The organism is Granulicatella elegans, assembly GCF_020735385.1.
Taxonomy (GTDB): Bacteria; Bacillota; Bacilli; order Lactobacillales; family Aerococcaceae; genus Granulicatella; species Granulicatella elegans_B.
The window spans coordinates 80,785-94,707 of the sequence record NZ_CP085953.1 but is presented as its reverse complement, the minus strand read 5'-3'; the positions used below and the strand labels follow the sequence as shown (position 1 = coordinate 94,707).

The following is a 13,923-nucleotide window of genomic DNA, read 5'->3' as shown; positions in this document are numbered from 1 at the left end:
CAATGTGTGAAGAAAGAACATTCGAATCAATGATTGAAGAGGATAAAAGTGTAAAGAGTAGCACGCTTTGCCCTCCTTCACACTTTTGAAACAAAAAACTAGAAAGGAAGTGCTCTATGCCCGTATTGGCTATTGATACCTCAAATAAAACTTTATCGGTTGCCATTGTCAAAGATGAGGGAACGATTGTTGAACAAACAGTTCCAGACACTTTACAACATAGTGTCAAACTAATGCCGGCAATTCAAGCAGTACTTCAAGAAAGTCAAGTCAGTATGCAAGAACTAACAGGTGTGATTGTTGCCAAAGGACCAGGTTCGTATACTGGACTTAGAATTGGAGTAACAGTTGCAAAAACTCTTGCGAAGACATTGCATATTCCGCTAAAAGCTGTTTCCAGTTTACAAGCGATTGTCGCAAATGTTGTAGAAGTTGTTCCTGAAGGAACCTATGTTGTTCCATTTTTTGATGCTCGAAGAGATAATGTTTTTACAGGTCTTTATCAAGTGAACCAACAGTTTCCACAATTGATAGCCCCAGAACGTCATATTTCTTGGGTTGATTGGTTAGAAGAGTTAGTTACTTATGAAGCTCCTCTTTATTTTGTAGGACAATTGACAAATGCACAAAAAGAGTTGGTTGTAGAAAAATTAGGAGATAAAGTGGTATTTACTAAAGAAAGTGATGCTATTGCTCATGCAGGATTTTTTGGTAAATTAGCACAAGATGCACCAAAAGAAGATGCAGATATTTTTGTGCCAACCTATTTAAAATTAGCGGAGGCAGAAGAAAATTGGAAAGCGAGCCATCAAGAAGAACAGGAGTCAAACTATGTGGAGCGTCTGTAAGGATTGGACGCAATCTTTATGGCAACAATTAGGAAAATTAGCAGATCAAGCAATTACTGAAGGAGACTTTATCGTAACGCAATTGCCACAGCAATCAAAACGAATCCCTTTATCTAATGGATTCATTGCGACCATTCGTCTTGCAACTATCGAAGACATAGATGCAATTGCCTCTGTTGAAGAAGAAGCATATATGGGAAATCCACCTTGGAAGAGAGACGCTTTTGCAGAAGATGTAACGTATAATACAAAAGCCGTTTATATCGTTCTTGAAATAGATGACGAAATTCATGCGTTTATTGGTGCAAGAGTGACAACGGAGGATCTTCATATTACGAATATTGCTGTTCATTCGGATGTACGATTTTTAGGATGTGCGACCCTATTAATGAAGCAATTAGAAAAGTATGCACGATTTTTAGAAAAAGAGTCCATTTCGCTTGAAGTTAGAGTCTCTAATAAAAAGGCGATACGTTTATATGAAAAATTTGGATTTATTCAAACAGGATATAAAGAAAAATATTATAAAAATGAAGTAGAGGATGCGGTACTGATGACTTATCCATTACCCCCTAAAACACCAGAATCTTTCTCCTCATCAGAGTTTTCGTTTAAACGATTAACGGATGAAGATGAAGTGGCAGAACAGTTATACCAATTAGTGCAACAACATTATGAACATCCTGGACATTGGAGCGCAAAAGCTTTCCAAGAAGATATTGCTTCTGAACATGGAGCTTATTATGGCGTGTATCATGTAGATACCTTAATTGGATTTGTTGGGATGCAAGTCGTTCTAGATGAAGCAACGATTACAAACATTGTGATTCATACAGGATTCCAAGGAAAAGGACTTGCCCAACGTTTATGGCAAATGGCGTGTTATGATTTAGGAATGCAAGAAGTTTCAACAGTATTTTTAGAAGTACGAGAATTTAATCATCGTGCTCAACAATTATATGAAATTTTAGGATTTGAGTGTTATCATAGAAGACGTGATTACTATACAGATCCATTAGAAGATGCCTTACTCTATCGATTAGAACTCAAAAAAGGAGCATGTGAACAATGACAAAGGAAGTCGTTATTTTAGCCATTGAAAGTAGCTGTGATGAAACAAGTGCAGCAGTTGTTGTCAATGGTCGTACGTTATTATCAAACATTGTCGCTTCTCAAATCAAAAGTCATATGCGATTTGGAGGGGTTGTACCAGAAATAGCAAGCCGGCACCATGTGGAACAAATTACGCAAGTGATTGAAGAAGCATTAGTGCAAGCTGGCAAAACAATGGAAGAAATCGATGCAGTAGCAGTGACTATTGGTCCAGGATTAGTAGGAGCTTTACTAATCGGTATTTCAGCTGCAAAAGCAGTAGCACTAGCAGCGAACAAACCATTAATTGCCGTTAATCATATGGCAGGACATATTTATGCAAACCAATTAATTGAACCTTTACAATTTCCATTAATGGCATTAGTCGTAAGCGGTGGACATACAGAATTAGTCTATATGCCACAGGACGGACAGTTTGAAATTATTGGAGAAACACGAGATGATGCAGCTGGAGAAGCTTATGATAAGATTGGTAGAATTTTAAATTTACCTTATCCAGGTGGGAAGAAAATGGATGAATTAGCGCATATTGGAGAAGATGTCTATGATTTTCCAAGAGCGATGATTCATGAAGATCATTATGACTTTAGTTTTAGTGGATTAAAGTCAGCCGTCATCAATCGTATTCATAATGCGAAACAAAAAGGCGAAGAAATTGTGCCGGAAAATGTTGCGGCAAGTTTCCAAGCAAGTGTCGTAGAAGTATTAGTGGAAAAGAGTAAACATGCCCTGCAAGAATATCCTGTGAAACAATTTGTCTTAGCAGGAGGAGTTGCAGCAAACCGTGGACTTAGAACGGGATTACAAGAGATGATGCAAAGTCATTATCCAACTGTAACGTTCTCAATTCCACCAATGAATTTATGTGGTGATAATGCTGCAATGATTGGTGCGGCTGCGTATTCAAAATGGTTAGAACAAGATTTTGCCACGATGGATGTGAATGCAATGCCTGGTTTAGAACTAGGAGATTAGGGAGAGTTCGGTTGGAAATTTTATACTAAGAAAATCTATCAAACCTAACAAAAATAGTTGCATTCTAGGTCTAAGCATGCTATTATACTTGTGTTGCTTTATGCATAAAAATAAATAACTCTGGATTAGGCAATAATTCAGGGCAGGAGGAATAGAAAATGAAACAAGGAATTCACCCAGAATATCGTCCAGTTGTTTTTATGGATTCAACTACTGGATTCAAATTCTTATCAGGTTCAACAAAATCTTCAAACGAAACTGTACAATGGGAAGATGGTAACGAATACCCATTATTACGTGTTGAGATTACTTCAGATTCTCACCCATTCTATACAGGTCGTCAAAAATTCACACAAGCAGACGGACGTGTGGATCGTTTCAACAAAAAATACGGTCTCAAATAAGAAGACAATTCTCAAACCTTTCTCGATTTCGAGAAAGGTTTTTTTGTGTAAAAAATTCAACTGTCCATTACAATTACCAAATTTGATTCACCCCTTTAAATTTCAGGTTAATGATGGTTCTGAGTTTAACACTTTACAGAAGCCTTATTTTTTCTTTCACAAGTGTCAAACTCCCGCTTATGGCTACTTAATTCCTTTTTTTGAGGTTTTTCATTTATGAATATTGTATGGATAATTTATTGGCGAAATATGTACCAAAAGGCGGTTCTGGTTTTTCGTTTATGAATATTATATGAATAATTTATGCAAAAAAATAAATTGTTCAATATTTATTTGTAATGTAAATGGAGCTTATGATAAGCTATTTTTAGATATAAAAAGAATATTTTAGTTATTTCGGAAAGAGGTTTGTAAAATGAAAAAGAAAACGATAATAGCAGGAGCTGCATTACTAGGAACGGTGGTGACAGTAACAGGATTATCTCATGGAGTAGAAGCAGAAGAAGTTCTGAAGTCTGTTGTAGGAAATAGTGTATCAACTAAAGCACAATTAGAGTCTGAAATTGCAAAAAATGAAAAAGATGTTCAGGTTTTGACAAAACAGACGGAAGAAGCGGATAAGCAAGCAAAAAAAGTACAAGCTGAAAAAACTTTAAAAGAAGCTGAAGTGAATCAAACGAAAGAAGAAGTAAACCGTGTTGAAAAGGTTGAAAAAGAACTTCCTAATAAGAAAACAGAAAAAGAAACTTTAACGAAACAAAATGAAATGGATAAAGCTACAATTGCAGAAAAACAAAAAGATGTAGAAAAGTTTAAAGCAAAAGTTGCTACTGCAGAACAAACAGTAAAAGATGAAGAAGAAAAAGTTAAAAACTTCAAAAGTCCTGAAACATTAGAAAAAGAAATTTCTAACAAACAATCAGAAAAAGAAGCAAACGAAACACTTGTCGCTCATAATAAAAAAGCCATTGAAGAAGATACAAAAACTAAAGAAGCAGCAAGTGCTAAGTTAGAAAAAATTAAAGCAACAATTGCGACAAAAAAAGAAGAGACAGAACATTTAAAAGATATTATAGCAAAAAGAGACGAACAAATTAAAGAAAACCAAGCAGAAATTACTGCAGCACAAAAAGAAGTAGATGCTGCAAAAAACGAAGTAAATAGTAAAATTCAAGCAAAAGAAAAAGCGGAACAAGATTTAGAAAATGCACAAAGTGGTGCAAGTAGTGATGCTAATGCAACACCAGCAGCGAACAAATCGTTAGAAGCGTTGCAACGTGAAGTAGAAACGAAAACACAAGAACTCACACAGGCAAAGGAAGTTTTAAAGGAAAAAGAAGCGAAATTAACGAAGTTAAAAGAACAAATGAAATTTTTTATCAGTGACAAAGATTACTACACTATTAATCTAATTCCAAAAATTAAACGAGAAATCACTGAATTAACAAAAGAAAAAACAACATTAGAAGAAACTGTTAAAGAAAAAGAGAAGAGTATTCAAGAAAAACAAGAAGCGATTGATGAAGCAAAACCGAAAATTGCAACATTAACACAAGAAATCACTCGTTTACAACAAGAGCATAATACAAATGTAGCATTATTTAAAAAAGTGATTGAAGCTAAAAAAGTTTTAACGGTTGCTCAAGAAGAATTGACGAACGTACAAAAAGTGGTGACAGAGTTACAAACTAAGATTGACCAAACAACTACTCGTGTACAAGAATTAGAAAAAGAAATTAAAGAAAATGAACAAGCGATTGCAACGTTAAATGATTTGAAGGCAAAATTAGTTCAAGAACAAAAGGCATTGACAACATTAGAAGCTGATTTACAAAATAAACAACAAGATGCACGTGAAAAACACGAAAGATTAAAGAAAGCTACTGAAAAATTGAATGATTTGAAAGTGAAATTAGCTAATTTGAATCGTGTGGATCATGTTGTGGAAACAGAAAAACCTTCAAAACCATCAACATGGGTTAAAAATGCTAAAGGTGAATGGACCTATATTGTAGACGATAAAGGAACGAAAGCTACAGGTTGGATTAAAGATAACGGCACATGGTATCACTTAAATCATTCAGGAGCTATGCAAACAGGTTGGATTCAAGATAATGGCAGATGGTATCACTTAAATCATTCAGGAGCTATGCAAACAGGTTGGATTCAAGATAATGGTACATGGTATTATTTAAACCATTCAGGCTCGATGCAAACAGGATGGGTTCAAGTTAATGGTGAATGGTACTATTTAAGTCGTTCAGGCTCGATGCAAACAGGTTGGGTACAAACTAATGGCACATGGTATTACTTAAATAATTCAGGCTCAATGCAAACAGGCTGGTTTGAAGTAAATGGTAAGTGGTACTATGCTGACAAGTCTGGATCTTTATTAACGAATACAACAACACCAGATGGTTATCAAGTTAATGAAGATGGCGAATGGATATAATTATGTAAAAATTGTTTGATAAAGAGGCTGGGCAAAAAGTCTCAAAAATAGAAGAAAGCACTATAAAATTCTGAAACAGGATTTTATAGTGCTTTTTAGTCTTATAAATTAAACATAGGAGTCTACCTCTGTTATAATAAGTTTGAATGAAATAAAATAAGAAAGGGTGACTCCTATGTACAAAAATTATACCACACCAACAGATACTTTAGAACTAAATTTTACATTAACCGTCCCTAAAAACCACATTGCTCAATTTATTAATCAGTTTGTAGATTCTATTCCAGATTCTATTATCTTTCCTAATACAACATCAAAAATGGGTAGACCTGCTCATCATCCTCGTATGTTATTAAAAATGATTCTCTTCGCTTATACTCGTTCTACGTATAGTGGTAGAAAAATTGTTCAATTAAATGAAGAAAATATTCCGATGCAGTGGCTTTCTCAACAAACTTATGTCTGTTACCATGTTATTAATAATTTTAGAAGTAATGAACAGTTTTCCTCTATCATTAAAAACATTTTCGTATACTTTACTTTATTACTCCAACACTATCATATTATTGATTCAGATAGTTTATTTATTGATGGTACAAAAGTTCAAGCAGATGCCAATCGTTATTCATTTGTATGGCGTAAAGCTATTGAAAGATATGATGAAGCTTTAAATGAAAAAATTAGTACATTATATGATCAATTAATTCAAAATCAAGTGAATATTGCTTTATCAGAAGAAGAAAAAATTACTGAATATGGTGTTCATGCCATGATTGAAGCTACTAATAACTCTCTAGAACAGTTAGAAGAACTCATTGAAGAAGAACCTAAACATATTGTTGGTGGTTCTAAAAACAAACAGAAAAAACGCTTGTTAAATTCTTTTAAACGTCAACTTGAAAAAGATTTTCTGCCTCGTAAAGAAAAATATACGATAGCTAAGGAAACATTTGATAACCGGAATAGTTATTCTAAAACAGATAACGATGCTACTTTTATGTGTATGAAAGAAGATGCCATGAAAAATCGAGAATTAAAACCTGGCTATAATCTTCAAATCGCAACGAATCATCAATATGTTTTAGGTTTTGATGTATTTCCTAATCCTACAGATATGCGTACTCTTAAACCATTTTTAAATTCATTTAAACTATTAGACAAATTTTCTATTATTATTGCGGATGCTGGATACGGTAGTGAAGAAAACTATCAATTGATTCTTGAAGAGTATGAAAAGACACCTTTGATTCCTTACACAATGTACGAAAAAGAACAAACGAAGAAATTTAAAAATGATCCATCTAATAGACAAAATTGGTATTACAATGAAGAGGAAGATTATTATATTGATCATTTAGGTGTAAAATTTAGTTTTAAATATTATTCAACAAGAAACGATAAGAATGGATTTACTCGTAGATTTAAAGTGTATGAGACAGATTCAATTCAAGAAACAGAAGCATTGGATGAATTAGCGAAAACTCCTACTGGACAACAACGTCAAATCCGTGTAAACCAAGTTTGGGAATCTTATAAAGAAACGATTAAAGAAGCGTTACATAGTGACCGTGGAAGTAGTATATATGCTCAACGAAAAATTGAAGTTGAGCCAGTTTTCGGTCAAATGAAGCGCAATTTTGGCATGCGCAGAACTCATGTTAGAGGTAAAAATGCAGTTCATAATAACATTGGTCTGCTCTTTTTAGGGATGAATTTGCAGAGATTAAGGAAATATATCTTAAATAATATGAATCAAGGGTGGTTTATCCCCCTTGATTTTACTGAATTTATTAAAAAGCACGTCCTAATTTTGATTTCAGTCAAAATCGGGACGTGCTTTCTTCTATTTTTGAGACTTTTTGCCCAGCCTCTTTTTTTGTAAAAAATTCAACCATCTATTACAATGACCAAATTTGATTCACTCCTTTAAATTTCAGGTTAATTATGGTAAGATATAAAAGCAGATTCTCTTGCAATATGTGGAGATGAGGAGACCAACGTGATAGAAATGACACAAGCTTTTAAATTAATCATGACTTTAGCAATGATTATAGTTGCGTATTGGTCATTACAGTGTATAAATTTAGAAAAAATCATATTAAAAAATCGAATAGAGCAAGCAAGATTATTCATCCTGTTAGTAGCACTTCTTCTAGGAGTGGGAGTTTCTAACGCAATTTTCTTCATATCAGATACTATCAATTCGATTGTTCAAATAATTACGAGTAAGTAACCTTGGGGGTTTGTAGAATGGAAAAGATGATTGTACAAGGTGGTACACGTCTAAATGGATCAGTAAAAGTAGAGGGAGCCAAAAATGCTGTGCTTCCAATTTTAGCAGCAAGTATCTTAGCAGAGTATGGAGTAACACATCTAACAAATGTACCGAATTTATCGGACGTGCATACAATGTTAGCAGTATTAAATAGTTTAAATGTCACAAGTACTTTTGATGAAGAAGAAAAATCAATTACGTTAAATGCTACAAAAAATATTCAAACAACGGCAGCATTTGAATTTGTGAGTAAAATGCGTGCGTCAATTGTTGTAATGGGACCATTGTTAGCAAGATTTGGACATGCTCGTGTTGCGATGCCGGGAGGTTGTGCAATTGGAACTCGTCCGATTGATTTACATTTAAAAGGTTTCGAAGCAATGGGTGCAACAATTACCCAAGCAGATGGCTATGTAGAAGCACGTGCGGAACAATTAGTGGGTGCAAGAATTTATATGGATTTCCCATCAGTTGGAGCTACTCAAAACTTAATGATGGCAGCGACTCTAGCGAAAGGAACAACTTTATTAGAAAATGTAGCAAGAGAGCCTGAAATTGTTGATTTAGCGAATATTTTAAACAAAATGGGTGCAAAAATTATTGGTGCGGGTACGACTAACATTCGTATCGAAGGTGTAGACCACTTAGAAGGAACGATTCATTCGATTATTCCTGATAGAATTGAAGCAGGAACATTCATGGTTGCTGCAGCAGTTACAGCAGGAGATGTTTTTGTAGAAGATGCGATTGCAGAACATAATCAACCCCTAATTGCAAAATTATCTGAAATGGGTGTTCAATTCATTGTAGAAGAAAATGGAATTCGTGTCATTGGACCGGAAACATTAAAACCAACAGATGTGAAGACATTACCACATCCAGGTTTTCCAACTGATATGCAAGCACAAATGACGATTGTTCAATTACTAGCTTCAGGTGTCAGCACAATGACAGAAACAGTATTCGAAAATCGTTTCAATCATTTGGAAGAATTACGTCGCATGAATGCGGAGTTTATGATTGAAGGTAGAACAGCTGTAATGAATCAAGTGTCACAATTACAAGGTGCTCAAGTAAAAGCAACTGACTTACGTGCAGCAGCAGCATTAATTATTGCAGGTATGGTGGCAAAAGGCTATACACGTGTAACTGAGTTAAAATACTTAGATCGTGGGTATTATCAATTCCATCATAAATTACGTGCATTAGGCGCAAATATTGAACGTGTTCATGAAGATGAAGCAACACCGTTCACACAAGTAGAATTAGAAAAGATGTTAAATCGTTAAAGAGACATTAGTCGAATGATTCTTAATAGAATGGTTCGGCTAATTTTTATTTTAATTGCCCGAGCTTTTGCTTGACTTAAATAAAAATCTCTGTTAGACTATTCATGTTGTAATTGTGAAGCACCACAGCTACAACCGCTCGGATTAGAGTACAAAAGACCGGAATCGGCACTTTAAACTGGCGAGTCTTAGTCTAAAATATAGGAGGTGCAATATGTACGCAATCGTAAAAACTGGTGGTAAACAAGTGAAAGTTGAAGTTGGTCAAGCAATCTACGTTGAAAAATTAAACGCAGAAGCTGGCGACAAAGTGACTTTCGAAGAAGTAGTATTTGTAGGTGGAGAAAACGTTAAAGTTGGTGCTCCATTCGTAGCAGGTGCAACTGTTGAAGGAACTGTTGAAAAACAAGGCCGTCAAAAGAAAGTTGTAACTTTCAAATACAAACGTCGTAAAGACTCTCACCGTAAACAAGGTCACCGTCAACCTTATACAAAAGTTGTGATTAACGCAATCAACGCTTAATTTTGACGATGATACGAGTAACGTTTCATAAAAAAGACCATGAGTTAGTTTCTTTTGAAATGACAGGTCATGCTGGCTTTGGCGAGTATGGGGAAGATATTGTTTGTGCAGGCGTTTCTGTATTAGCGATTACGACTGTCAATAGTATCGAGAAACTAGCAGGCTATCAACCGATTGTTGATGTTGATGAAGTCGAAGGTGGGTATTTATATGTCGAAGTTGTACGAGATGTAACGAAAGTTCAAGCTCACACAACACAAATTTTATTAAATAGTCTATTACTAGGGTTAGAAGGAATTCAAGAAGAATATCCTAACTATCTAACCATTCAAGTTGATTAACCTATCAAGGAGGTGCACTCTCATGTTAAAAGTGAATTTACAATTATTCGCCCACAAAAAAGGGGGCGGTTCTACATCAAACGGACGTGACTCAGAGTCTAAACGTTTAGGTGCTAAACGTGCTGATGGACAATTTGTTACAGGTGGTTCAATTTTATTCCGCCAACGTGGAACTAAAATCCATCCAGGTCACAATGTAGGAATCGGTGGAGATGACACATTATTCGCTAAAGTTGATGGCGTAGTACGTTTCGAACGTAAAGGCCGTGACAAAAAACAAGTATCTGTTTACCCAGTAGCAGCTGCTGAATAATATGGAATTTGCGGAGGCAGGACTTTGTCCTGTCTCTTATTTTTTATCTGAAAGGAGGAATTTGATGGAACAGGAAAATAAAGAAATTCATAGTTTTGAAAAATTATGGGAGGCTGTTCAAGTACTCCAAAAAGCGATAGAGTATTCGTATGTAGAGGCATTAGGGGAAACATTGCAAAATATTGCTTCAGGAAATCAAGCGCAGCAAGTAGAAGGACAACCAGATGTTGCAACGATTGCACAATTAAATGAAGTTTATCAAGAACTAGCACTAGAAAGCTTTACAAAAGAACAAATTCGTCGCATGATTCAATATACTTTTCTAAAAGCTGCTAAAGAAGATGGTTTACAAACGAATCACCAAATGACACCAGATTCCATTGGTTTATTAGTAGCCTTTATGGTGGAACGTTTAACAGAAAGTAAAGAAATACTAGTACTCGCTGATTTTGCTTGTGGAAGTGGGAATTTATTAAGTACGGTTCAGTTATTTTTACAAGAAAGTGGCAAAACAATTCATACGACCGCAATCGATAATGATGAAGTATTAGTGCATTTAGCGCTGCAAGCTTTTGCGTTGGAAAGTTTAAAGGTGCGAGTGATGTTGCAAGATGGATTAAGTGATTTATTAGTCGATCCAATTGATATTGCACTATCCGACTTGCCAGTGGGGTATTATCCTGTCGATGAACGTGCTAAAAAATTTAAGACTCATGCAAAAGAGGGACATTCTTATGTGCATCATTTATTTATCGAACAATATTTGAATTATTTAAAACCAGGCGGTTTTGGATTGATGATTGTCCCTACAAATTTATTTGAAACAGAAGAAAGTGTGTCATTATTAGAACAGTTACAAGAAGAATCTTTTGTTCAAGCGATGCTAGCTTTTCCTAAAACACTATTTAAAAATCAACAATATAGTAAGTCGCTACTTATTTTCCAGAAAAAAGGAAAAGGTGCAAAACAAGCTCGTCAAGTATTGTTGGGCGACATTCCGGATATGAAAAATATCGATAAGTTCAGACAGTTTACACAAACATTTGAAAAATGGGCGAAAGAACTTTCGTAGACAGTGTAGGACTAAAAAGATAAGAGTAGACATATTCTTTGAGAGTTAATTTTCTGTAGAACCAAGGTTTTATTATTTCAATCTGTACTTAGTTATGCTAAAATAAATGAGATGCGAGAAATGCTGAATGATGGAACTTTTAAAAGGGAAATTGTACAGTATTTTTCACAAAAGAAGAACATTATCACACAAAGGAGACAAATTATGTCAAAATCAATCGCAATTAATGCCGGAAGTTCAAGTTTGAAATTCCAATTATTTAACATGCCTCAAGAAGAAGTTGTGGCAAAAGGATTAGTAGAACGTATTGGATTAGAAAATTCAATCTTCTCAATTAGCTACGGAGATAATCAAAAATATGAAGTGGTAGAAGATATTCCAAACCACGAAGTAGCCGTAGAAAAATTATTAGAGCAATTAGTAGCATTAAACATTATTGCTTCATTTGATGAAATTACTGGTGTTGGACACCGTGTAGTTGCTGGGGGAGAAATCTTCAAAGATTCAGCTTTAGTAGATGATACAGTAATCCAACAAGTAGAAGATTTAGCAGAATTTGCTCCATTACACAATAAAGCAGAAGCTATCGGAATGCGTGCATTCAAACATATCTTACCAGATATTACAAGTGTTGCAGTATTCGATACTTCATTCCATACAACAATGCCTAAAAAAGCATACTTATACAGTGTTCCATTAGAATACTACAAACAATTCAAAGCACGTAAATATGGAGCACACGGAACTAGCCACCGTTATGTTTCACATCGTGCAGCTGAATTATTAGGAAAACCAATTGAAGAATTAAAAATCATTACATGTCACTTAGGAAATGGAGCTTCTATTACAGCCGTTGATGGTGGTAAATCAGTAGATACATCTATGGGATTCACTCCATTAGCAGGGGTTACAATGGGTACTCGTTCTGGAGACATTGATGCTTCATTAGTAGCATTCTTAATGAACAAATTAAACATTACAGATATTAACGAAATGGTTGATATTTTAAATAAAAAATCAGGTTTATTAGGATTATCAGGTTTATCAAGCGATATGCGTGATATTGACAATGCTTCAGAAACAAATGAAGATGCTAAAGTAGCAATGGAAATCTTTGTGGATCGTGTTCAAAAATACATTGGTCAATATATTGCCGTAATGAATGGAGTAGATGCGATTGTATTTACTGCTGGTATCGGTGAAAATTCCATTAAAATCCGTGACTTAATTATTAGCGGAATTACATGGTTTGGATGTGATATTGACAAAGAACGTAACAACACTCGTTCAGAAGCAATCATTTCATCAGACAATGCGAAAGTAACAGTATTAAACATTCCAACGAATGAAGAAGTAGAAATCGCAAGAGACATCGAACGTCTACGTAAAAAATAAGATGTGAGAGAAAGCGAAAAGATGCTTAACACTAAAACGTGTTAGGCATCTTTTTTTGTGCATTCATATCTTAACAAGCTTCAAAATGCTTCAAGACTTCTTCCCATGTTTTTTCATCTAATTCATCAGGAGACACTTTATCAATATATTCTAAAATAATCGGAATGAAAAAATGACAAAATTCAGTGATAGAGAGTTCTTCCTTAGTAGAAGAATGATGAGTAGGATACTTTTTATAAAAATGGATTTTGAATTCATTGTTACTTTTAATCAGTTCATCAAAAATCTGTGTATGCATCATAGCAGTTGAATATTTATAAGGTAAAATAATTTCTAATGATTGGTCGAAGTATAAGTGGAGTGTATCTTCTACTTTTTGTTTATCAATATTGTGATGATAGCCACACCAGTGATGATGAGGAGTAGAGGTATAAATCGGAAAGTATAGGAAATCATCAAAAGCATAGGGAATCTTTTTGCGAACAGCAGAAAGTTTTTTTGTAATTTCTTTTGAAAGAGTGTAAGAAATAGAAATATTATTTTGTAATAAGCCGAATAATTGTGAGGTAGTTTGACGAGTGAGGTACCACTGCCCAGAACAGGTGACAATGATGCTATTGCAGTCGGTTCGAGAATCATCACTAACATCATAAAGCAAAACGATATCTCGTGTCATTTCAGGAACTTGATGTTGAATACAAGTTTCGAAAATACTAGCCTCACAACTACGATTGAAATCTATAACTTTGTTTAACATAATAAAACCTCCTGTAAACGCTTTTTTATTTTATTATACACCTATATTGATAAAAAATAAATTTAAAAAGAGAAAAATATCACAAAAAAATAAGAAAAACATAAAAATAATAAGGAATTAAGTCGTAAAACGCCATTTTAACCTCGAAATCTCTGAAGACGGATTT

14 protein-coding genes and 1 other annotated feature are annotated in these 13,923 nt (G+C 34.5%); of the genes, 13 read left to right on the top strand and 1 reads right to left on the bottom strand.

The annotated features are described in order from the left end of the window. Positions 1-116 precede the first annotated feature (116 nt). The 13 genes from tsaB to LK443_RS00390 all read left to right on the top strand — a co-directional run bounded on the left by tsaB (position 117) and on the right by LK443_RS00390 (position 13,000). Positions 117-848, top strand: coding sequence for a tRNA (adenosine(37)-N6)-threonylcarbamoyltransferase complex dimerization subunit type 1 TsaB (tsaB, locus tag LK443_RS00450; protein ID WP_227931701.1), 732 nt, complete (start codon positions 117-119; stop codon positions 846-848). Next, entirely contained in the window at positions 832-1,920 is a 1,089-nt protein-coding gene (rimI, locus tag LK443_RS00445) for a ribosomal protein S18-alanine N-acetyltransferase (protein ID WP_227931700.1), read from the top strand. Before tsaB ends, rimI begins: the two co-directional genes overlap by 17 nt. Next, complete coding sequence (gene tsaD, locus LK443_RS00440) at positions 1,917-2,936, top strand: tRNA (adenosine(37)-N6)-threonylcarbamoyltransferase complex transferase subunit TsaD (RefSeq protein ID WP_227931699.1); 1,020 nt, start codon at positions 1,917-1,919, stop codon at positions 2,934-2,936. The genes rimI and tsaD overlap by 4 nt, the downstream gene beginning before the upstream one ends. Before the next feature lie 158 nt (positions 2,937-3,094). After that, positions 3,095-3,340 (top strand): type B 50S ribosomal protein L31, encoded by a 246-nt coding sequence (locus tag LK443_RS00435; RefSeq protein WP_227931698.1) that lies wholly within the window; start codon positions 3,095-3,097, stop codon positions 3,338-3,340. 415 nt (positions 3,341-3,755) lie between these two features. Next, complete coding sequence (locus tag LK443_RS09425; protein WP_322563563.1) at positions 3,756-5,792, top strand: hypothetical protein; 2,037 nt, start codon at positions 3,756-3,758, stop codon at positions 5,790-5,792. Positions 5,793-5,967: 175 nt separating this feature from the next. Next, a complete protein-coding gene (locus LK443_RS00425) occupies positions 5,968-7,674 on the top strand; it encodes an IS1182 family transposase (RefSeq protein WP_227931697.1) in 1,707 nt (568 codons plus the stop codon). A gap of 126 nt (positions 7,675-7,800) precedes the next feature. Further along, positions 7,801-8,025 carry a DUF1146 domain-containing protein gene (locus LK443_RS00420; protein ID WP_227932502.1) on the top strand — a complete coding sequence of 75 codons (225 nt, stop codon included), beginning with the start codon at positions 7,801-7,803 and terminating at the stop codon, positions 8,023-8,025. 17 nt (positions 8,026-8,042) lie between these two features. Beyond that, positions 8,043-9,356 (top strand): UDP-N-acetylglucosamine 1-carboxyvinyltransferase, encoded by a 1,314-nt coding sequence (gene murA, locus LK443_RS00415; protein ID WP_227931696.1) that lies wholly within the window; start codon positions 8,043-8,045, stop codon positions 9,354-9,356. 123 nt (positions 9,357-9,479) lie between these two features. Next, positions 9,480-9,555, top strand: a sequence feature (ribosomal protein L21 leader region). 15 nt (positions 9,556-9,570) lie between these two features. Further along, positions 9,571-9,879, top strand: a complete 309-nt coding sequence (gene rplU / locus LK443_RS00410; RefSeq protein ID WP_020991443.1) for a 50S ribosomal protein L21 — start codon at positions 9,571-9,573, stop codon at positions 9,877-9,879. An 8-nt stretch (positions 9,880-9,887) separates the two neighbouring features. Beyond that, positions 9,888-10,220, top strand: a complete 333-nt coding sequence (locus tag LK443_RS00405; protein ID WP_227932501.1) for a ribosomal-processing cysteine protease Prp — start codon at positions 9,888-9,890, stop codon at positions 10,218-10,220. 22 nt (positions 10,221-10,242) lie between these two features. Beyond that, on the top strand, positions 10,243-10,533 hold the full coding sequence (rpmA, locus tag LK443_RS00400) for a 50S ribosomal protein L27 (protein WP_227931695.1): 291 nt from the start codon (positions 10,243-10,245) through the stop codon (positions 10,531-10,533). Between the two features lie 64 nt (positions 10,534-10,597). Beyond that, positions 10,598-11,605 (top strand): class I SAM-dependent methyltransferase, encoded by a 1,008-nt coding sequence (locus LK443_RS00395; protein ID WP_227931694.1) that lies wholly within the window; start codon positions 10,598-10,600, stop codon positions 11,603-11,605. A gap of 204 nt (positions 11,606-11,809) precedes the next feature. Next, complete coding sequence (locus LK443_RS00390) at positions 11,810-13,000, top strand: acetate kinase (RefSeq protein WP_227931693.1); 1,191 nt, start codon at positions 11,810-11,812, stop codon at positions 12,998-13,000. Positions 13,001-13,070: 70 nt separating this feature from the next. Here the strand turns inward: LK443_RS00390 and LK443_RS00385 are convergent, their stop codons facing one another. Continuing rightward, the gene (locus LK443_RS00385; RefSeq protein WP_227931692.1) at positions 13,071-13,757 is read right to left on the bottom strand and encodes a hypothetical protein; all 687 of its coding nucleotides are present in this window, start codon (positions 13,755-13,757) and stop codon (positions 13,071-13,073) included. Between the last annotated feature and the right edge of the window lie 166 nt (positions 13,758-13,923).

Excerpts from the sequence above, each read along its gene's own strand:
- tsaB (WP_227931701.1), top strand. The coding sequence starts at position 117 with ATGCCCGTATTGGCTATTGATACCTCAAATAAAACTTTATCGGTTGCC.
- rimI (WP_227931700.1), top strand. The coding sequence starts at position 832 with ATGTGGAGCGTCTGTAAGGATTGGACGCAATCTTTATGGCAACAATTA.
- tsaD (WP_227931699.1), top strand. The coding sequence starts at position 1,917 with ATGACAAAGGAAGTCGTTATTTTAGCCATTGAAAGTAGCTGTGATGAA.
- LK443_RS00435 (WP_227931698.1), top strand. The coding sequence starts at position 3,095 with ATGAAACAAGGAATTCACCCAGAATATCGTCCAGTTGTTTTTATGGAT.
- LK443_RS09425 (WP_322563563.1), top strand. The coding sequence starts at position 3,756 with ATGAAAAAGAAAACGATAATAGCAGGAGCTGCATTACTAGGAACGGTG.
- LK443_RS00425 (WP_227931697.1), top strand. The coding sequence starts at position 5,968 with ATGTACAAAAATTATACCACACCAACAGATACTTTAGAACTAAATTTT.
- LK443_RS00420 (WP_227932502.1), top strand. The coding sequence starts at position 7,801 with ATGACACAAGCTTTTAAATTAATCATGACTTTAGCAATGATTATAGTT.
- murA (WP_227931696.1), top strand. The coding sequence starts at position 8,043 with ATGGAAAAGATGATTGTACAAGGTGGTACACGTCTAAATGGATCAGTA.
- rplU (WP_020991443.1), top strand. The coding sequence starts at position 9,571 with ATGTACGCAATCGTAAAAACTGGTGGTAAACAAGTGAAAGTTGAAGTT.
- LK443_RS00405 (WP_227932501.1), top strand. The coding sequence starts at position 9,888 with ATGATACGAGTAACGTTTCATAAAAAAGACCATGAGTTAGTTTCTTTT.
- rpmA (WP_227931695.1), top strand. The coding sequence starts at position 10,243 with ATGTTAAAAGTGAATTTACAATTATTCGCCCACAAAAAAGGGGGCGGT.
- LK443_RS00395 (WP_227931694.1), top strand. The coding sequence starts at position 10,598 with ATGGAACAGGAAAATAAAGAAATTCATAGTTTTGAAAAATTATGGGAG.
- LK443_RS00390 (WP_227931693.1), top strand. The coding sequence starts at position 11,810 with ATGTCAAAATCAATCGCAATTAATGCCGGAAGTTCAAGTTTGAAATTC.
- LK443_RS00385 (WP_227931692.1), bottom strand. The coding sequence starts at position 13,757 with ATGTTAAACAAAGTTATAGATTTCAATCGTAGTTGTGAGGCTAGTATT.